The following is an 18784-nucleotide window of genomic DNA, read 5'->3' as shown; positions in this document are numbered from 1 at the left end:
CCGATGTTCCCCTTCCTCCGTCGCCGGATGTACACCAGCACCATTCCGTTGATCGTCGTGCTGCTCGGCGTGTTCCTGCTCGCCCGGCTCACCGGCGATCCGACCAACCTGTACCTGCCCGAGTCCGCCACCGCCGACCAGCGTGCAGCGTTCGCCCACCAGCACGGGTTCGATCAGCCGTTGTTTACCCAGTTGGTGGACTACTTCAAGGGCGTGATCCACCTCGACTTCGGAACCTCTTTGCGCACAGGAGAATTCGCGTCGTCGATGGCGCTGCGGGCGTTCCCGGCCACGCTGCAACTGGCCTTCGTCACCATGCTCCTGGCGATCATCGGCGCGGTCATCGTCGGCTGCTGGGCCGCCTACCGACCCAACTCGCTGGCCGACCGGTTCTCCAGCCTGCTGTCGATGACCGCGGCCAGCATTCCCGATTTCTGGTTCGCCATCACCGGGGTGTGGCTGTTCTCCGTGCTGATGGGATGGCTGCCCACCTCGGGCACCGACGACGGCATGCTGTCCTGGATCCTGCCGATCGCCACCCTGATGATCCGTCCCCTCGGCGTGCTCACCCAGGTGGTCCGAGGCGCCATGGTCTCGGCACTTTCGGCGCCCTACATCCGGCTGGCCCGGAGCAAGGGTGCCGGCGATCTCAGGGTGGTCAGCCACCACGCGCTGCGCAACGCCGCCGCACCCGCGCTGACGGTGGCGGGCGATCTCGCGGTCGGCCTGATCAACGGCGCTGTGGTGGTGGAGGCCATCTTCGGCTGGCCCGGCATCGGCAAGCTCATGATCGACGCGATCCTGCAGCGCGACTTCGCGGTCCTGCAGGCGGCCGTCCTGCTCACGGCGGTGAGCATCTTCGTGCTGAACATCATCATCGACGCCTGCTACGCGCTGCTGGACGCACGTGTGCGGGAACCGGCAAAGGTCTAGGGGTACGCATCGTGAGCACGCAAATCGACCTGGTACCAGTCAAACCCACCACCGCGATCGTCGGCGAACCGGAGGCCGAACCGACGCGGAGGCGCTCGGTGTGGCTCCGGTTGCTGGTCAACGACCGGGTGGCCGCCGCGGCTGCCGTGGTGCTCGGCCTGGTGGTCCTTACCGCGGTGTTCGGGCCCATGTTGGTCGGCAACCTCGCCACCCATATCGACCTGGACAACTCGAATCAGGCGCCGTTCACCCTCGCCCACGGCTGGGCCAACGTGCTCGGCACCGACCCGCTGGGACGCAGCATGCTGGCCCGGCTGATCGTCGCTTGCCGCACCACATTGTCGGTGGCCATCCCGGCCGTGGTGATCTCGGCGGTCGTCGGTTCGCTGATCGGCATGTGGGCCGGCTATTACCGCGGCTGGCGGGAAACGCTGGCCATGCGGGTGGCCGACGTCATCATGAGCTTCCCTTCGCTGTTGCTGGCCGTGGTGGTTCTCTACGTGTTCTCTCCCAGCGCGGCCAATATCGTTGCGGTGCTGGCGATCACCCGCATCCCGGTGTACCTGCGCACGGCTCGGGCCGAGTCGGCCGAACTGTCCAGCCGGGTATTCGTCGACGCGGCCCGCACGTTCGGGGCCAGCGGACGTTCCATCATCGTGCGGCATGTGGTGCCGATCGTTCTGCCCACCCTGCTGACCGTGGCCACTCTGGACTTCTGCTACGTCATGTTGGCCGAATCCTCGCTCAGCTTCCTGGGTATCGGCATCCAGCCGCCGGATGTCAGCTGGGGCCTGATGGTTTCGCAGGGCCGCACGTACCTTCACACCGCATGGTGGCTCTCGTTCTTCCCCGGGCTGGCCATCGTCATCACCACGGTCTCGGCCACCATCCTGGCCGCCTGGGCCCGGATCGCGACTGATCCCGGCCAGCGCTGGCGGCTCACAGTCCCGCAGAAACGACTGTCCCGCTTCACCAAGTCCGGAAAGGCCCTCGGATGACCTCCCAGTCGAGAAGCAGTGTCATGGAACAGCCGGCCAGGTCCGAGCACGCCGACAGAGATCCCGCACTGGTGGTGGACGGGCTCACTGTCGACATCCGCACCATCACCGGAACGGTGCGCGCCGTCGACCATGTCAGCTTCGCGGCGCACCGCGGTCAGACCCTGGCCCTGCTGGGCGAATCAGGTTGCGGCAAATCGATGACCGCCACCGCGCTGGTCGGGCTGCTCGAGCCGGTCGCGGAGGTGGTCGACGGTACCGCGACGCTGGCCGACGTGGACATCCTCGCCGCCGACCGCAAGACCCGGCGCAAACTGGCCGGACCCGAGTTGGCCATCGTGTTCCAGGATGCGCTCACCGCACTCAACCCGCTCTACACCGTCGGCACGCAGTTGGCCGAGCCGTTCCGCATCCACCACGGGATGAATGCCAAGGACGCCAAGCGCAAAGCGGTGGAACTGATGGCGCGGGTGGGTATCCCGCAGCCGGAGGAGCGGATGAAGTCCTATCCGCACCAGTTCTCCGGCGGGATGAGGCAGCGGCTGCTGATCGCGATGGCTGTCGCGTTGAACCCGCGGGTGCTGATCGCCGACGAACCGACCACCGCACTCGACGTCACCGTGCAGGCACAGATCATGGCGCTGCTCAAGAGCCTGCGCACCGAGTACGACATGGCCGTCGTCCTGATCACCCACGACCTGGCGCTGGTGGCAGAGGAAGCCGATAGCGTCGCGGTCATGTACGCCGGCCAGGTTGTCGAAACCGGACCGGTGGCAGAGGTTTTCGCCAACCCCAGGCACCCCTACACCAAGGGGCTGCTCGACTCCGTCCCGGTGAGCGCGGTCCGCGGCGAGACCCTCAAGTCCATCGGCGGTGCCCCGCCCGATCTGCACTCGATCCCGGCCGGCTGTGTCTACCAGGACCGCTGCCCGTTGGCCCGGGACATCTGCGTGACCAACAGGCCCGCGCTCGAGGGCGGCAGCCGGCGTAGCGCCTGCCACTTCGCCGATGAGGTTGAGGCCGGCACCCGAGAAGGAGAAGCAGCAGATGTCTGAAAACCTGCTCACGGTCCGTGATCTGCGCAAGTCGTTCCGGGTGGGCAAGAAACAGCTCGCCGCGCTCGACGGCATCAACCTCGACCTGGGACGTGGCGAAACACTCGGCCTGGTCGGCGAATCCGGGTGCGGCAAGTCCACCCTGGCGCGGACCCTGATGATGCTCGAGCGCCCGGATTCGGGCAGCGTGACCTTCGACGGCATCGACCCATTCCGCCTGCGGGGCGCCGACCTGCTGAAGTTCCGGCGCCGAGTCCAGATGGTGTTCCAGGATCCCTACGCGTCGCTCAACTCCCGCATGACCGCGGGCGACATCATCGCCGAGCCCTGGCGCACTCATAAGACCCTGCACCCGAACCGCAAGGACCGGGAGATGCGGGTGCGAGGCCTGCTCGACATGGTCGGCCTGGGCGCCAAGGCCGCGGGCAAGTACCCGCAGGAGTTCTCCGGCGGACAACGGCAACGCATCGGTATCGCACGGGCGTTGGCACTCAATCCCGACGTCATCATCTGCGACGAACCGGTATCGGCACTCGACCTCTCGGTCCAGGCCCAGGTGCTCAATCTGCTGAACGATCTACAGCAGGAACTCGGTATCTCCTACATCTTCATCTCGCACGACCTGTCGGTGGTCCGCCACGTCGCCGACCGCGTCACGGTGATGTATCTGGGCCACATGATCGAGAGCGGCCGCACCGAGGACGTCTACCAGAATCCTCGGCACCCCTACACCGCTGCCTTGATGTCGGCAGCGCCGAAACTCGATGCGGCCCAGCGCAACAACCGGATCCTGCTGAAGGGCGAGGTACCGTCACCGCTGAATCCGCCGTCGGGCTGCCGCTTCCGGACCCGGTGTCCGAAGGCCACCGAGATCTGCGCGGCGCAAGCGCCGACGGCTACCGCTGCCCCGGACGTCGACGGTCATATATCCGAATGCCATCACCCGTTGGAACCGGCGGTGCCGGTTTCGGTGCCGGCGTGACCATCGCCGGTTACGGGATCGTCGCCGCCGCCATCGTGCTGGCGTCATGCATGCAGGCCTCCATCGGATTCGGCATGGGCATGCTGGCGGCGCCGATCGTGGCGATCGTGGACCCTGGGCTGATCCCGGGCACCCTCATCATGCTCGCCACGATGGTGACGCTCATGGTGGTGATCCGCGAACGCGAGGACATCGATCTCGCCGGAACCGGATGGGCCCTGGCCGGACGGGTTCCCGGCACCGTGGCCGGGGCACTGCTGCTGGTGGTGATGCCGAAGGAGATGCTGGCGTATGCGTTGGCCGCGGTGGTGCTCGGCGGCGTGGCGCTGACGAGCATGGGCTGGATCCCCACGCCCCATCGACGGAATCTGGTGCTGGCCGGCGCTACCTCGGGCTTGCTCGGTACCGCGACCTCCATCGGTGGTCCGCCGATGGCACTGGTGTGGCAGAACAACACCGGAGCCCGGTTGCGCGGCACGATGAGCGGATTTTTCCTCGTCGGCTCGGCCCTGTCGCTCGTGCTGCTCGCGCTCACCGGTTCCGTTGATCACCACACTGTCGTGGTGTTCGCGATGCTCGTCCCGGCGTGTGTCGTCGGCTATGCGTTGTCGCGGTGGGTCAACCGGCATCTGGATCGGCAGCGTCAGCGGTGGGCGGCCATCGCGATATCCACCATCGGCGCCGTGGTGCTGATCGTCCGTCAGTTGATGGGAGGCTGAAGTGACTACCGAGGACAGTGTTTCGGTGCGCAAGGTGAAATCCGCGGTGCGCACGGTCGAGCTGCTGGAGTTCCTGGCGGCTCGACCCGATCAGCCCGTGCGTATCAGGGAAATCTGTACGGCACTTGAGATGCCGCGCAGTTCCGCGCATGCGCTGCTTCGCACGCTGGTGGGGCAGGGCTGGGTGAGGTCCGACGATGCGGGCACGCAGTACAGCATCGGCATGCGGGCCCTGCTGGTGGGAACCAGCTACCTCGATGCCGACCCGTACCTGCCGATGATCGCGCCGTTCCTCGAAGACCTCCGCGGTCAGCTCGACGAGACGTTCCATCTCGCCCGGCTCGACGGTCACGACGTCGTCTACCTGGCCACCCGGGAATCCCGCCAGTATGTACGCACCGCCAACAAGGTGGGCCGCCGGTTGCCGGCCTATGCCACCGCACTCGGCAAGGCGCTGCTCGCCGAGCGGTTCGGTGCCGAACTGGATTCGCATATCCCGGACGCGCTGGCACCGCTGACTCCCCGCACGTTCACCGACCGGACCGCTCTCGACGCGGCTCTCGACGAGGTCCGGGTTCGGGGCTATGCCACCGACGACGAGGAAAACACGCAGGGTATCAAGTGTTTCGCGGTCACCCTGCGCTACCGGCATCCAGCGCAGGACGCGATCAGCGCGTCGGTCCCGCTGTCGCGACTCACACCGGAACGCGAGCGCGAGATCGTCGACGCCCTGCGCCTGGTGTGCGACAAGGTGTCTCGGGTGGTCCGCCCGGTTGCCAACGGGGACAAGTGGTTCGCATGAGTTTGCCCACCAGATTGGAGTACCGATGAGTGCACAGAACTCGACCCCGGTCGTAACCGAGTTGATCGTGATACCGATCGCCGGCCACGACAGCATGCTGCTCAACCTCAGCGGCGCCCACGGCCCGTTCTTCACCAGAAACCTGTTGATCCTCAAGGATTCCGACGGGAACACCGGGGTGGGGGAGGTGCCGGGCGGCGAGGCCATCCGGAGAACTCTGGACGACGCGAGGCCACTGGTGGTGGGCCGCTCGCTCGGTGGCTACCACGCCATCCTGGGGAGCATCCGCCGCGAGTTCGCCGGCCGCGACAGCGCGGGACGTGGCGCACAGACCTTCGATCTGCGGGTCATGGTGCACGCCGTCACCGCCGTGGAGTCCGCGCTGCTGGACCTGCTCGGCAAGCACCTGGGCGTCCCGGTCGCCGCACTGCTGGGCGACGGTCAACAGCGCGCTCGGGTGCGGGCGCTGGGCTACCTGTTCTTCGTGGGGGACCGCAACCGCACCGATCTGCCGTACCAGTCCGCGGCGGACGAGCCGGCCGACGCCGACGCCTGGCTGCGCATCCGACACGACGAGGCGCTCTCACCCGAAGCCGTGGTGCGACTCGCCGAGGCCGCGCGCGACCGCTACGGATTCCACGATTTCAAGCTCAAGGGTGGAGTGCTGCCCGCGGCCGACGAGGCCAAGGCCGTCACCGCACTGGCCGAACGATTCCCGGATGCGCGGATCACCCTGGACCCCAACGGCGGCTGGCTGCTGGCGGACGCGATCCAGACCTGCCGCGGGCTCACCGACGTGTTGGCCTACGCCGAGGACCCGGTCGGACCCGAAGGCACGTTCTCGGGGCGTGAGGTGATGGCCGAGTTCAAACGGGCCACCGGCCTACCGACCGCCACCAACATGATCGCCACCGACTGGCGCGAGATGGGGCACGCGATCCGGGCCGGTGCCGTCGACATCCCGCTGGCCGACCCCCACTTCTGGACGATGAACGGCTCGGTGCGGGTGGCGCAGCTCTGCGACGCCTGGGGCTTGACCTGGGGTTCGCACTCCAACAACCACTTCGACGTGTCCCTGGCCATGTTCACCCATGTGGCCGCGGCCGCGCCGGGCGACATCACGGCCATCGACACGCATTGGATCTGGCAGGACGGTCAGCGGATCACCAAGGCGCCCTATCGAATTGTCGACGGCTACCTCGACGTGCCCGAGACCCCGGGGCTCGGCGTGGAGCTCGACGAGGAGCGGGTCGCCGCGGCGCACGAGCTCTATCTGGCGAACCGATTGGGCGCCCGCGACGATGCGGTGGCCATGCAGTACCTGATCCCGGGCTGGAAGTTCGACAGCAAACGACCTGCACTGCAACGGGGTTGACATGAAGATCGTCGTCATCGAACCGAATATTCTCGTGCACCGCGATCGCTTCGAAGCAGCGTTACCGTCGAGTGCCGAGGTGGTCTGGAACGGCGGCATCGAAGACCTGCGGGACGCCGACGTGCTCGTGGGTGGCCGGTTCACCGCCGAGATGGCGTCCGTCGCCGAGAAACTGCGCCTCGTGCACGTCGCCGGGGCAGGGACCGAGAAGATCGACTTCGCCGCGCTGCGGCCAGAGGCCCTGGTAGCCAACACCTTCCACCATGAACGCTCCATCGCGGAGTACGTGCTCGCGGCCGCGGTGTTGCTGCGCCGCGATTTCCTGGCGCAGGACCGGGCGCTGCGCAGGGGGGTCTGGGCCACCTCGGTTTACGACGCCAACCTGCCGCAGTTGCCCGCGATCGGAGCTGCCCGCATCGGGCTGGTCGGTTTCGGCCACATCGGCAGGCGCGTCTGGGAATTGTTCCGCGGCCTCGGCTCGACCGGGGCCGCGGTGACCGGATCGGGTCGGGTCGACAGCGCGGCCCACGGCCTGTCCTGGGCGGGTGACACCTCCGCGCTGAACCGGCTCATGACGGAGTCCGACGTGGTCGTGGTGTCGGCGCCGCTCACCGCGGCGACCGAAGGGATGATCGGCGCCGAGCAGCTTCGGGCGCTGGGCGCCGACGGCGTGCTGGTCAATGTCGGGCGCGGGCCCCTGGTGGCCGAGCGCCCGCTCTACGACGCGCTGTTGGAGGGCTGGATCCGGGCTGCCGCCATCGACGTCTGGTACCGATATCCCGGTCCCGGTGGGCAAGGGGTGCCGAGTGAGCTGCCGTTCGGCGAACTGGCCAATGTGCTTATGACGCCGCATTCGTCGGGCGTCACCACCGACACGTTCGGAAGCCGGGCCGCGGAGATCGCCGCCAACATCGGCCGGCTCGATCGCGGTGAGCCGCTACGCAATGTGGTGTCGCAGTAGCGCGCACGGGAACTGGTCTGAGGGTCTGGTTGCCCCTCTTGGTTAGGAGTTGACAATGCAATTGCCGCAGCAGCTGCCGGGTCCGAATGTGGATCATTGGGATTGGCAGATGGGTGCGCGTTGTCGAGGTGTGGACTCTTCGGTCTTCTTCTCGCCCGAGGGTGAACGCGGCCGTGCACGGGCTGAACGTGAACTGCGGGCCAAAGCGTTGTGCCGAAACTGTCATGTCCTGGCGCAGTGTCGAGCCCACGCGTTGGAGATTGTCGAACCGTTCGGAGTGTGGGGTGGGTTGTCCGAGGGGGAGCGCCAGCTCTTGCGGAAGGGCAGCGGCCGATGACGTCGGCAATGGTGTCTCCCCGATAACCTTCAGGGCGGGTCGATGTCGGCCAGTGCAGGCTCGGGGAAAAGGTAGTCGGTGACGTCGACCGATCGCTTTCGCACGAGCATGACGGACGCGGCGGCGATCAGGCTGGCGACAGCCAGTGCGTACGACCCACGCGCAGTTCGCTTGACCGAGGTGTCAGAGTGTCAATGATTCCGGCGAGTTCGTTACATAACGTAACTCCGGCCCCGTCGGCGCGCGGCCTAAGGTCTGCGTTGTGCGCGACGAGAGCGCACCGCAAGAGCGTCAGTTCGTCCGTAAAGGTTGCTTCATGAGTGGTGTTCTAGAGCGGCTGCAAACTGCCATGTATCTCATGCTCACGGCAGCGTTCTTGGGGTTGGCACTCTCGGCTCTCGTCGCGGTCCTCGTCGCTGCCGCGCCTCTCAAGCTCTTGGCATTGATCGACAGACAAGCTTGACCGGCAACTCGTCAAGCTCCGTGACGACCGGCCTTCCGTAAGCACAATCGGCAGTTGGTCTGGTTCTGAGCCAGAAGGAGGCCGCATTGGCCTCCGGACGAGAGATAGCCCAACCCGCAGGGGGCTGGGCTATCTCTTCAAACACGCCCGGTTACGGTCGCTGGTAAGCCTCTTGCCGCTTCTCGGCCGCCTTGGCTCCGGCCCGTGCCGACTCCGCCTCGGCCTCCTTCTTCGCGACGTCCTTTTGAGCGTCGGCCTTGTCTTGCTGAGCTTTGCCCTCGCGAATCAGATCGTCGCGACCGGTCACGGTACCTACAGCTTCCTTGGCCTTGCCCTTGACATCCTCGACGACGGCCTTGATGCCTTCTTCAGGACCTGAGTTCTTCTCGGTCATGCTTGCCTTCCGTTCCTGGTGTTTGGCGGGTTCCACGAGGCCTCGGCCTCTCCAAGCGGCAGCAGGATTGCCCAAATGGCCTCGCAGTAAACGGCTGCCCTTTCGGCTGCGACGGGGTTCACACTGCTGTCGGCGATTTCGTCGATGTTCCGCCGCCCGCCCGGCAACCGCCCGAGCATCCCGATTACTCCGCCGCTCTTCTGGGTAGGTATACCGCCGTGACGTCTGCGCCAATCCTTAACGAGCCCACGCTGCCAGACCCCCGTGGTCCGTTGTCGGCTGCGGTCATCAGGTTGTTGGGGGAGCGGGCGCCCTGTAACCAGCTGTCTCGCGTCGAGGCGTCGCTGGCCGATTCCGACCCCTGCGGTCTCGACCTACACCTGGCGCTCTATGTCTGCTACGAGCTGCATTACCGCGGCTTCGCCGGCGTGGACCCTGGCTGGGAGTGGGATGCCGGTCTGCTGCACTTGCGTGGGAAGTTGGAGCGGGAGTTCCTGACGGAAGTGCGGCGTGGCGTCGGTGAGGTTCACCCCGGAGACACCGCGCCGGCCGAGATGGAGAAGATCTCGATCGAGCCGGTCGACGGTGAAGGCCTGTCATATCACCTGCGCGACAAGGGAACCTGGGAGCAGATGCGCGAATACTTCGTGCACCGCTCGCTGTATCACCTCAAAGAAGGTGATCCGCACGCCTGGGCCATCCCGCGGCTGACAGGCCAGGCCAAAGCGTCCTTCGTCGCGGTGGAATTCGATGAGTTCGGCGGCGGCCGCGGGCCGCGGCTGCACCAGCAGTTGTTCGCCGACCTGATGTGCGCCGCCGGCTTGGATTCGAGCTACCTCGGCTACATCGGCAATGTGCCGGCCGAATCGCTGGCGGCGGTGAATCTGATGTCCCTGTTCGGTCTGCATCGCAAGCTGCGCGGTGCGGCGGTCGGGCACTTCGCCTCAACTGAAATCACCTCCTCACCGGGTTCGCGGCGGCTGGTGGAGGCCTTGGAGCGCCTTGGTGCTCCGCAGGAGTGCGTTGGGTTCTACGCAGAACATGTAGAAGCCGATGCCGTGCACGAACAGGTGGTCCGCACCGACGTGGTGGGTGATCTGTTGGCCCGCGAGCCCGACCTCGAGGCGGATGTGGTGTTCGGGATTCGAGCCCACGCTCTGGTTGAGGACCGGCTGGCCGATCACATGATGGGTCGATGGGCCAAAGGTCAGTCCTCGCTGCGCTGTCCGCTGAGCTGAGTCATCGCCGGCGCCGGTGGCTGGTGTCGCACAGCGGATAATCCTTGCTGCGCCGGCACGCGCAAATAGCCACCATGAAGCGGTCGGAGCCCACCACCGTGCCATCAGGCATCTCGATTCGAACGGGGCCCTGCACCATCACAGGGCCCCCTTGCACCGGCCGCACAGTGCGGCGGTCGGCGTCACTCATGGCTTGTCCGCGCGGATCACCAGCAGTTCCTCCTCGCGTCGGCCGGGTTCAAGACGCCCGGTTTCTTCGAGCCAGTCCGCGCGGGACGACAACACCGGGCCGAACGGAACCCACTGCCAGGCAACGATATCGGCGTCCAGGCCGGCAGCGGACAGATCCGCCAAAGTCTTACGGGGGTTGGCGAATTCCGATTGGACCAGCAGTAGGCTGCCGCCGTCGGCGAGCAGGTCGGGCGCCGCGGCGCACAGCGGGTCCAGAATCATTCGCCCGTCCTCACCGGCATCCCACGCGCGCGCCTGACCGGTCACTCCCGTCGGCGCCGCGTTGTCCGGGTCATGTGGAACGTACGGTGGGTTGCAGGTGATCAGGTCGAAAGGCCCGAACTCGGCGGCCCGGGCCCAGGATCCCAGATGCACGTCGACGGCGACATCGTGCGCCAAGGCATTGGACCGGGCGCACCGCACCGCACGCTGGCAGATGTCGAAGGCCGCGACGGCCGACGCTCCCTGGGCCGCGGCGTTGATCGCCACCACGCCGCTGCCGGTGCACAGATCCGCAACGGTCCGGCCGACTGCCAGGCCGGCTTCTTCCATCACATCGATCAACAGTTGAGAATCTTCTTGTGGGGCATAGACACCATCTGCCACGACAATCGTGCTGATCGGGTGGAGCTCCGGGTTGTATGCGGTTGTCACATCGGCCTCTCAACGGTGAAGGGGTCAACACTGCCCGTGGTTAATGCCCGCTATCGCCGCTGTTCAAACGCTGTTGATCTCAGCCGAGCGTCGGTGTCCTACTTTGCGCGGGCGCGCCGAGTCGCCTTCTTGGCGGCAGACCGTTTACCCGAGACCGCGGGCGGGAGAGCGGGTTTCGACGGTGGAATGGCAGAAGCGGTGACCACATCGGCGCGGTCCCAGACCCGGTGCAGGCCGAGGGCGGCGACGAGTTCGGTGGTGAACGTCTTGTCTGCCTCACCGGCCAGCAACACTCCGGGCAAGGTGCGGTCGATCCCCGCGGCATCGAGTTGCGCAACTCCGTCGCCCCAGGCGCCCAGTGCCTTGCAGTGTCGCAGCAGTTCCTGCAACAACACGATGGCCCGGATGTCCGTGGTCGGTGCCGTGCCCGCCGCCACGACGGCTGCGTCGAATTCGATCGAGCGGGCGGTGGCGAACGTGCGTTCCACCACCACCGAACGCCGCCCTGATTTGAGGGTGCCGCCGTGCGGGGCGACGACCAACGCCTGCACACCCAGTTTGTCCAGAGACTTTGTCAGCGTGGCGATTCCGGCCAGATCTGAATTCGCATCAGCGATTACCGCGACCTTGCGCCCCGCGACGGGACCAGGCTCGGTGACGATCTGGGACAACGCCGGTGAGATCAGAACGTCCTTGGGCGGGTTGCCCTTCGGCGCAGGCAGACCCAGACCGGCGGCCACTTTCTGGCACAGTTCGGTGTCGACGTTGGCGAGCACCTGCAGTTCGCGTTCTTTGATGGACTGCTCGAAGCACTTGCCGAGTTCGAAAGTGAACGCATCTGCGACGTGGTCCTGCTCGATCTTGGTCAGGCTGCGGTAGAACATCGCCGCCTGGCTGAAGTGATCGTCGAACGACGCCGGCTGTGCCCGCTCTACCGGGCCGTCCACGACCCGCGGCGTCGGGACGTAGCCGCCTTCCTCGGCGTCGGCGACCAACGGTTCCCCACCGTCGATGCTGTTGGGCCGGTAGGGCGCCTGGCCGGTGTGCACGGCGGTCTGATGCATGCCGTCGCGCAGCATGTCGTTCACCGGGCAGTGCGGCCGGTTGATCGGCAGCTGGGTGAAGTTCGGCCCGCCCAGGCGGGTGAGCTGGGTGTCCAGGTAAGAGAAGAGCCGAGCCTGCATCAGCGGATCGTTGGTGACCTCGATGCCGGGCACCAGGTTGCCAGTGTGGAATGCCACCTGCTCGGTCTCGGCGAAGAAGTTGGTGGGGTTGCGGTCCAGCGTGAGCTTGCCGATCAGCTGCACCGGAACCAGCTCCTCGGGCACGATCTTGGTCGGGTCCAACAGGTCGATGCCCTGAAACGCGTCCGTGCCGTCGTCGGGCATCACCTGGATGCCGAGTTCGTATTCCAGTGGAGCACCGGCCTCGATGCCGTCGGCCATGTCGCGCCGGTGAAAGTCCGGATCCACCCCGGCGGTGATCTGCGCTTCTTCCCAGACCAGCGAGTGCACCCCGGCGATGGGCTTCCAGTGGAACTTCACCAGGCTGGTTTCGCCCTTGGCGTTGACCAGTCGGAAGGTGTGTACGCCGAATCCTTCCATGGTCCGGAAGGAACGCGGGATGCCGCGGTCGCTCATGTTCCAGAACACGTGGTGGGTGGCTTCGGTGTGCAGCGACACGAAGTCCCAGAAGGTGTCGTGCGCCGACTGCGCCTGTGGGATCTCGCGATCTGGATGCGGTTTGCCGGCGTGGATGATGTCAGGGAACTTGATGCCGTCCTGGATGAAAAACACCGGCATGTTGTTGCCGACCAGGTCGAAGTTTCCCTCGTCGGTGTAGAACTTCACCGCGAACCCGCGGGTGTCACGTACGGTGTCGGCCGAACCGCGCGAGCCCAGCACGGTGGAGAACCGGCAGAAGACCTCGGTCTTCTTGCCCTTCTTGCCCAGAAAGTCCGCTTTGGTGACGCCGGCGGCATTGCCGTAGGCCTCGAATGTGCCGTGTGCGGCCGCTCCGCGGGCGTGCACCACCCGCTCCGGAATACGTTCGTGGTCGAAGTGGGTGATCTTCTCGCGGAGGTGGAAGTCCTCCATCAGGGTGGGGCCGCGGCGACCGGCCTTGAGTGAGTGATCGGTGTCTGGGATGCGTACGCCCTGCGCCGTGGTCAGATACCGTCCGGTCTGTGCTCGTGAGTCCGCCTGTCCGAGAAAACCTTCGGCGACCCCGCGGGTCCGACGGGGGCGGGGGATTTCTGGTCTCGATTTCGTGAAGGGGGCATCGGACACTCCAAGCGTAGAGAGAGTTGGGGCTGTCAGCGCCACACCGCGGCCCGCACGGGACGGCGCGGCGGCTGCGCGCCGGGAGTTACCTGGTACCCGGCTGCATCGGATCGCAAACGCAGCGGGTCGAACGATCGGGCGCAACGACCTACGGCGCCTGCGTGACCCGACCCTCTACGCGGAAGGGTCGTGGTGATCAGCATGGTCCACGACGCGTGAAGCGTCCCACGGATACCGGGCCCGGGCCAGGTCGACGCGTCCGCCCTGGAACGCAACCCCTTCGGACTTGAGCAACACCACAGCGCGACCATCGCGGCAGGCTGCCGGTTCGCCATCCGCACGCACGACGCGCCACCACGGAACATCGTCAGGCACTCTGCTCACTTCCCGTCCAGCTTGTCGTGGCGAGATGCCCAATCGCCGGCCGACGTCGCCATAGGTCGCGACGAATCCCGGCTCGATGTCGTCCAGCACCGCGCGTACTGCCTCGTTGAGAGCTTCTCGCCTGGTCATGGTCGTTCTCCGGCGGCTGGATAGGTGACTGTGTCGGCAGGCCCGATGACGGCGCCGGCGCTGAGTTGCGCAGTATCGACATGTCCCGGGCCCATGATGTGACACACCGTCTCGTTGTGGGAGAGCAGATGATCGGCGATGATCCGCCGGTGGCAGCGCCACCACACTGCCTCCGAGCACATCACGGCGATCCGTGAGGTGCGTCTCCACTCGCGTAACTCATCGAGGGCGCGCCGGAAGTCCTCGGACATCGCGTAGTCGGCATAGTTGTGGAAGCTGCGGTTCTTCCACCATTCGTTGACCGCGAACGGCACTTCGGTGCTGACGGTACGGCGGCCGGTCAATCCCGGCGCGTACTGATAGCCGATTCCCGCATCGCCGAGCGACGCCGACAACGAGTCCTGATCGAACTGCGGATATCGAGTGGAGCCTGGCAGCTTCCGAACATCGACGATCAATTGGACGCCGCTGTCGCGGAGCAACCCCGCGAACTCGGCGAACGTTCGCGTGGAGTGTCCGATCGTGAAGATGGGTTCACTCATCGACGAGTCGCAGGGCGCCGCCTTTGTGAGCGGCGACGTGGTCGGTCTTGTCGCTTTTGATCTCGTACTGTGGATCGTCGGTCGAGGCCCGATGGGTGTGGCCCTTGTACTGGAAATCCTGCGTGTGGACCTTGACCACCGTGCCCGAGACGTGCCCGGCTTCCGAGTTCCACATGACGTGGTCACCGACATTGAATGTGTCAGGCATAGCCACTCCCTATGACGCTTGCATCATTCAATCATCACTGCCGGCTGACGGTGGTCGTCATGGCTGTCTTCGTGGGCAGCTGCACCACGACCCGCAACCCGCCGCCGGGGCGGGCAGTGAGGGTGAGCGTCCCGTCGTGGGCATGGATGATGCTGTTGACGATCGCCAGACCGAGCCCGACACCGTCGTGGTGGGTACGCACGCGTTCACTGCCGCGTTGAAACGGCTCGACCAGCGTGGAAACCATTGGTGCAGTGAGCTTGTCGCCGGTGTTCTCGACAGAGAGCATCACGGAGGTCGGGTCTACCCTCGTGGTGACCCACACGGTTCCATGAGCGGGCTGATTGTGCACGATCGCGTTGTGGACCAGGTTGGTGGCCATCTGCAGCAGGAGCGCGGCAGAGCCCGTGGTGGGCGCCACGTCGCCGGACGTCTCGAGGATGATGCCGTGTCTTTCCGCCAGGGGCAGCAGCGTTTCGGTGGCTTCCTCGGCGATGAGCGACAGGTCGATGTGTTCTTGGGTGAAGGACCGTTGATCAGCACGGCTGAGTAGGAGCAGCGCTTCGGTGAGGTCGATCGCCCGGGTGTTGACGGCGTGCAGGCGTTCGACCAGCTCACCGGTGTCGGTGTTGGGATCCTGGCGGGCCACATCGAGCAGGGTCTGCGTGATCGCCAACGGGGTGCGCAGTTCATGGGAGGCGTTGGCGGCGAATCTCTGCTGTTCGGCGACGTGTGCTTCGAGCCGCTCGAGCATGGTGTCGAAGGCGTCGGCGAGTTCGCGAAGCTCATCTCGTCTCCCCGACAGCCGAATTCGGTGTGACAGTGATCCTTTCGAGGCCATGCGGGTGGCGGCTGTGATGCGCGTCAGGGGTGCGAGCATTCGGCCGGCCAGCAGCCACCCGCCGACCAGACCGAATACCAGCAGAAACGCCATCACGACGGCGGCTCTGGGAGCGAAAACGTGCAGGAGCCTGGACCGGATGGGAAAGACATCGTTGGGGAATTCGATGTCAGTGCTGCCCGGGATGATCATCATCCGGTCTGGCACGTACCGCAGCAGGAACACCCACACGGCGGTGAGCAGCAGAGCGCCGGCGACCATCAGGAACCCGGCGTAGCTGAGGGTGAGCTTGAGCCGAAGGCTCAATCCCGGTGTTCTATCCATCGTTTCGTTCCCCCTGCCCGGAGCCCGCTGCGTTCTCGATGCGGTAGCCGACGCCGGGCACGGTCGCGATGATCCCGGGTTCGCCGAGGCGTTTGCGCAGCGCCGACACCGTGATGCGCACGGCATTGGTGAACGGGTCGGCGTTCTCATCCCACGCCCGCTCCAGGAGCTCTTCGGCACTGACGACACCGCCTTCGGCCGCGACGAGAACCTCGAGCACCGCGAACTGTTTCCTGGTAAGGCCGACATGTCGGCCGTCGCGGTACACCTCGCGCCGGAATGGATCCAGCCGCAGGCCCGCGATCTCCCACACCGGCGGCCTGCTCTGGGCGCGCCTGCGGTCGAGTGCTCGTAGCCGCAGCACGAGCTCTCGCAGTTCGAACGGCTTGGTCAGATAGTCGTCGGCACCGAGTTCGAATCCCGAAGCCAAGTCATCGAGCCGGTCTGCAGCGGTCAACATCAAGATCGGCGTCCCGCTGCCCGAAGCGACGATACGTTCAGCGACCTCGTCGCCCGAGGGGCCGGGGATGTCGCGGTCGAGCACGGCGATGTCGTAGGTGTTGATGCTCAACAACTCCAGCGCGGTGTCCCCGTCGCCGGCGATATCGGCGGCGATCGCCTCCAGACGCAGACCGTCGCGGATGGCCGTCGCCATATAGGGCTCGTCTTCGACGACCAACACACGCATGCTCTCCACGCTACGAGCTCGCTCATATCGTCGGCATATCGAAAATCGCATACGCGCCGACAACAGCGTCGGGCCTTGACTGGCGGCCATGACAAACGACAACTCAGCACACAACCGACGTCCCTCCGTCACCCTCGCCGTCGCCGCATTGATCGGCGCGGGAGGTGTGGCCTTCGCCTCCCAGGCTGTCGCCGACCCGGCGGGTCAGCAACAGACGACCAGGTACTCCGAGTGCATGCGGGCCAACGGCGTCGCGGACTTTCCAAATCCCAACGCACAAGGCCAAATTAGCTATGGAGGCATCTCTGTGCCGAAGGCCACCTGGCAGAACGCGATCGGTGCGTGTGCGAATCTCCAGCCCCCGGGTTGGTCCGACGCCCAGCGCACGCCGGCGCAGCAGGCCGCGGCGCTCGAATTCGCGCAATGCGTGCGCGACCATGGTGTGCCGGACTTCCCCGACCCGGGCACCGCACGCGATCCGCTCATCGACACTTCGAGGATGCGTGGCGACGTCAGCGCCGGCAGCATTCCCGAGCTGAAGCCCGCGGTCGAGGCGTGCCACGACTTCTTCGCCGCCGCGCTCCCGCCAGAGGGGACTGGCAGGCCGGGCTGAGAACCCAGAGGCTCGGGGTTGATGTCGAGTTAATCGGTTGTGCTTGGTCGGACGGCGTCGAGGTCGTCCTTGGTCAACACAGCACGAACGGTCAGTCCGACGTCTCGTAGGACGGTGGTGGGATCAGCACTTCGGTTGATCGCGCAGATTACGGTCGAGACGCTGCCGTGCTCGCTGCGTATGGCCTGAGCTGCATCCCGGACGGCACCGCCGGTGGTGATCACATCCTCTATCAGAGTGATCGTTCTTCCGGCGGTGTCGGCACCCTCGGCGAGCCTGCAGGTGCCGTAGGTCTTGGCGGCTTTCCGTACGAATAGTGTTGGTATGCCGGTGAGTTGACTCAACACGGTGGCCAATGGGACGCCGCCGAGCTCCAGGCCACCGAGCAGGTCGGTATCGGCAGGAATGAGCGGAACCATGGCCTCGCACACGCGTCGTAATAATCGAGGGTCTGTCTCGAACGAGTACTTGTCGAAGTACTCGTGAGAGATCTGGCCTGATCGAAGCTGAAACTGTCCTCGGAGGCGACAGGCGCGGTCCACATCCGAAGCGAGCAGTTGGCGGTCCATGCTGTTCATCGTGGCACTAGGTGTGACGAGTGGGGCGGCGTGTGGGGCTGTCACACACGCGAGATCTGGGGTTGGATTCCTCATACGGAACGGCGTCGGTGGGAGGGGCTGCGTTGTTGGGGAGTGCTCACGCCGGGTTCAGGAGCGCATCTGCCCGGCTGCGTTATCTGGACTTGTATGAGGAAATACGGGCTTTGAGTCCGCCGGCGGATGCCATGCACGATGTTGCGACGAAGTTCGGCACTGTCCGGGTGTACCGGCACGGCCCGGCAGGTCGAGTGCCGATCGTGCTTCTGCACGGCTATTTTCTGACTTCCGCCATGTGGGCGCGCCAAGTAGCCGGTTTGGCAGGCGATTTCACCGTCTACACGATCGACATGCCGGGCCAGCCCGGCGCAAGTATGCAGTCGAAATCGATGCGCACTCCAGCTGATTGCGCGCGCTGCATTGACGACGTACTCACCGGACTCGGCCTGCAGGATGTGCACCTGGTCGGGCACTCATACGGGGGCTGGCTCGCTACACACACAGCTGCACGGTTCCCCCAGCGGTTGGCGACGATGACATTGATCGACCCGGCCAGCACGGTGGCCCGAATCTCGGCAAAGTTCTGGACGAGCCTGGTGATCGTGACGTCATGGCCGCGGTCGGCGCGTGCTCAGCGCGCAGCGGCGTGGGTGACGGGTGGTCCCGAGCCGGGCAGCTTTGTCGACCAGCTCGCCGGGCTGTTTCTCGCGGGATTCGCCGCGTTCGCGCCACCCCTGGGCACGCCGACTCCGCTCTTCGTCAGTGCTCGCGTCCTACGTTCGGTGAGTATTCCGTCGCAAGTTCTCTTGGCGGGCCACACTGTTCACGATTCGTCAAAAGGTCTCCAACGGATACACGCGGTAGTGCCCGACTGGGAGTATCAGCTGTGGCCCGGCACCTCGCATGCTCTACCGCTCGAGCTTCCTGACGAGGTCAATGCCGGTATCCGCCAGTTCGTGATCGACCGCGGCACCGCCTGATGCCATCCCACCCAAAAATCACTGGGACCTGTCGCAATGCGGTGTTACCGTCACG

At 65.7% G+C, this 18784-nt stretch carries 23 protein-coding genes; 13 read left to right on the top strand and 10 right to left on the bottom strand.

From position 1 onward, the window contains the following. Nucleotides 1–3: 3 nt before the first annotated feature. The 10 genes from AC4ELH_RS22945 (at nucleotide 4) to AC4ELH_RS22900 (ending at nucleotide 8625) form a co-directional block, all read left to right on the top strand. Nucleotides 4–933 (top strand): ABC transporter permease, encoded by a 930-nt coding sequence (locus tag AC4ELH_RS22945; RefSeq protein ID WP_498886865.1) that lies wholly within the window; start codon nucleotides 4–6, stop codon nucleotides 931–933. Between the two features lie 11 nt (nucleotides 934–944). Further along, the gene (locus AC4ELH_RS22940) at nucleotides 945–1931 is read left to right on the top strand and encodes an ABC transporter permease (protein ID WP_448445025.1); all 987 of its coding nucleotides are present in this window, start codon (nucleotides 945–947) and stop codon (nucleotides 1929–1931) included. A 23-nt stretch (nucleotides 1932–1954) separates the two neighbouring features. Beyond that, nucleotides 1955–2986, top strand: coding sequence for an ABC transporter ATP-binding protein (locus tag AC4ELH_RS22935; protein ID WP_448445027.1), 1032 nt, complete (start codon nucleotides 1955–1957; stop codon nucleotides 2984–2986). Further along, nucleotides 2979–3968, top strand: a complete 990-nt coding sequence (locus tag AC4ELH_RS22930; protein ID WP_064883310.1) for an ABC transporter ATP-binding protein — start codon at nucleotides 2979–2981, stop codon at nucleotides 3966–3968. Before AC4ELH_RS22935 ends, AC4ELH_RS22930 begins: the two co-directional genes overlap by 8 nt. Then, nucleotides 3965–4687, top strand: coding sequence for a sulfite exporter TauE/SafE family protein (locus AC4ELH_RS22925; protein ID WP_064883426.1), 723 nt, complete (start codon nucleotides 3965–3967; stop codon nucleotides 4685–4687). Before AC4ELH_RS22930 ends, AC4ELH_RS22925 begins: the two co-directional genes overlap by 4 nt. 1 nt (nucleotide 4688) lies before the next feature. Continuing rightward, nucleotides 4689–5489: an IclR family transcriptional regulator gene (locus AC4ELH_RS22920; RefSeq protein WP_064883312.1), complete on the top strand. Its 801-nt coding sequence runs from the start codon at nucleotides 4689–4691 to the stop codon at nucleotides 5487–5489. A 25-nt stretch (nucleotides 5490–5514) separates the two neighbouring features. Further along, nucleotides 5515–6864, top strand: coding sequence for an enolase C-terminal domain-like protein (locus AC4ELH_RS22915; RefSeq protein ID WP_448445031.1), 1350 nt, complete (start codon nucleotides 5515–5517; stop codon nucleotides 6862–6864). A 1-nt stretch (nucleotide 6865) separates the two neighbouring features. Next, the gene (locus AC4ELH_RS22910; protein WP_448445033.1) at nucleotides 6866–7825 is read left to right on the top strand and encodes a 2-hydroxyacid dehydrogenase; all 960 of its coding nucleotides are present in this window, start codon (nucleotides 6866–6868) and stop codon (nucleotides 7823–7825) included. 55 nt (nucleotides 7826–7880) lie between these two features. Further along, nucleotides 7881–8162 carry a WhiB family transcriptional regulator gene (locus tag AC4ELH_RS22905; protein ID WP_498886862.1) on the top strand — a complete coding sequence of 94 codons (282 nt, stop codon included), beginning with the start codon at nucleotides 7881–7883 and terminating at the stop codon, nucleotides 8160–8162. A gap of 262 nt (nucleotides 8163–8424) precedes the next feature. After that, complete coding sequence (locus AC4ELH_RS22900; protein WP_498886860.1) at nucleotides 8425–8625, top strand: hypothetical protein; 201 nt, start codon at nucleotides 8425–8427, stop codon at nucleotides 8623–8625. Nucleotides 8626–8776: 151 nt separating this feature from the next. Here the strand turns inward: AC4ELH_RS22900 and mbp1 are convergent, their stop codons facing one another. Further along, on the bottom strand, nucleotides 8777–9019 hold the full coding sequence (gene mbp1, locus AC4ELH_RS22895) for a microaggregate-binding protein 1 (RefSeq protein WP_064883428.1): 243 nt from the start codon (nucleotides 9017–9019) through the stop codon (nucleotides 8777–8779). A 218-nt stretch (nucleotides 9020–9237) separates the two neighbouring features. On the opposite strand from mbp1, the gene AC4ELH_RS22890 reads away from it, so the two are divergent. Beyond that, nucleotides 9238–10257 carry an iron-containing redox enzyme family protein gene (locus AC4ELH_RS22890; RefSeq protein WP_448445036.1) on the top strand — a complete coding sequence of 340 codons (1020 nt, stop codon included), beginning with the start codon at nucleotides 9238–9240 and terminating at the stop codon, nucleotides 10255–10257. Between the two features lies 1 nt (nucleotide 10258). Here the strand turns inward: AC4ELH_RS22890 and AC4ELH_RS22885 are convergent, their stop codons facing one another. The 8 genes from AC4ELH_RS22885 to AC4ELH_RS22850 form a co-directional block, all read right to left on the bottom strand. Further along, a complete protein-coding gene (locus AC4ELH_RS22885) occupies nucleotides 10259–10447 on the bottom strand; it encodes a CDGSH iron-sulfur domain-containing protein (protein WP_448445038.1) in 189 nt (62 codons plus the stop codon). Then, entirely contained in the window at nucleotides 10444–11142 is a 699-nt protein-coding gene (locus AC4ELH_RS22880) for a HemK2/MTQ2 family protein methyltransferase (RefSeq protein WP_448445040.1), read from the bottom strand. Before AC4ELH_RS22880 ends, AC4ELH_RS22885 begins: the two co-directional genes overlap by 4 nt. A gap of 98 nt (nucleotides 11143–11240) precedes the next feature. Continuing rightward, on the bottom strand, nucleotides 11241–13430 hold the full coding sequence (locus AC4ELH_RS22875; RefSeq protein ID WP_498886857.1) for a catalase: 2190 nt from the start codon (nucleotides 13428–13430) through the stop codon (nucleotides 11241–11243). A 168-nt stretch (nucleotides 13431–13598) separates the two neighbouring features. Beyond that, nucleotides 13599–13937, bottom strand: coding sequence for an MGMT family protein (locus AC4ELH_RS22870; protein WP_064883327.1), 339 nt, complete (start codon nucleotides 13935–13937; stop codon nucleotides 13599–13601). Next, the gene (locus tag AC4ELH_RS22865; RefSeq protein ID WP_498886855.1) at nucleotides 13934–14479 is read right to left on the bottom strand and encodes a DUF488 domain-containing protein; all 546 of its coding nucleotides are present in this window, start codon (nucleotides 14477–14479) and stop codon (nucleotides 13934–13936) included. Before AC4ELH_RS22865 ends, AC4ELH_RS22870 begins: the two co-directional genes overlap by 4 nt. Beyond that, nucleotides 14472–14687, bottom strand: a complete 216-nt coding sequence (locus tag AC4ELH_RS22860; protein ID WP_498886853.1) for a hypervirulence associated TUDOR domain-containing protein — start codon at nucleotides 14685–14687, stop codon at nucleotides 14472–14474. The genes AC4ELH_RS22865 and AC4ELH_RS22860 overlap by 8 nt, the downstream gene beginning before the upstream one ends. A gap of 34 nt (nucleotides 14688–14721) precedes the next feature. Next, the gene (locus AC4ELH_RS22855) at nucleotides 14722–15852 is read right to left on the bottom strand and encodes a sensor histidine kinase (RefSeq protein ID WP_498886851.1); all 1131 of its coding nucleotides are present in this window, start codon (nucleotides 15850–15852) and stop codon (nucleotides 14722–14724) included. After that, nucleotides 15845–16540 (bottom strand): response regulator transcription factor, encoded by a 696-nt coding sequence (locus tag AC4ELH_RS22850; protein ID WP_498886849.1) that lies wholly within the window; start codon nucleotides 16538–16540, stop codon nucleotides 15845–15847. The genes AC4ELH_RS22855 and AC4ELH_RS22850 overlap by 8 nt, the downstream gene beginning before the upstream one ends. Before the next feature lie 88 nt (nucleotides 16541–16628). Between AC4ELH_RS22850 and AC4ELH_RS22845 the strand changes: the two genes are divergently transcribed. Beyond that, nucleotides 16629–17153 (top strand): hypothetical protein, encoded by a 525-nt coding sequence (locus AC4ELH_RS22845; protein WP_448445052.1) that lies wholly within the window; start codon nucleotides 16629–16631, stop codon nucleotides 17151–17153. Nucleotides 17154–17182: 29 nt separating this feature from the next. Here the strand turns inward: AC4ELH_RS22845 and AC4ELH_RS22840 are convergent, their stop codons facing one another. Then, complete coding sequence (locus tag AC4ELH_RS22840; RefSeq protein ID WP_448445054.1) at nucleotides 17183–17722, bottom strand: orotate phosphoribosyltransferase; 540 nt, start codon at nucleotides 17720–17722, stop codon at nucleotides 17183–17185. A gap of 215 nt (nucleotides 17723–17937) precedes the next feature. On the opposite strand from AC4ELH_RS22840, the gene AC4ELH_RS22835 reads away from it, so the two are divergent. After that, nucleotides 17938–18729 (top strand): alpha/beta fold hydrolase, encoded by a 792-nt coding sequence (locus tag AC4ELH_RS22835; protein ID WP_498886846.1) that lies wholly within the window; start codon nucleotides 17938–17940, stop codon nucleotides 18727–18729. Nucleotides 18730–18784: the final 55 nt, after the last annotated feature.

This window comes from Mycobacterium shunyiense (genome assembly GCF_058270075.1).
This window is presented reverse-complemented; position numbering and strand designations above follow the sequence as displayed.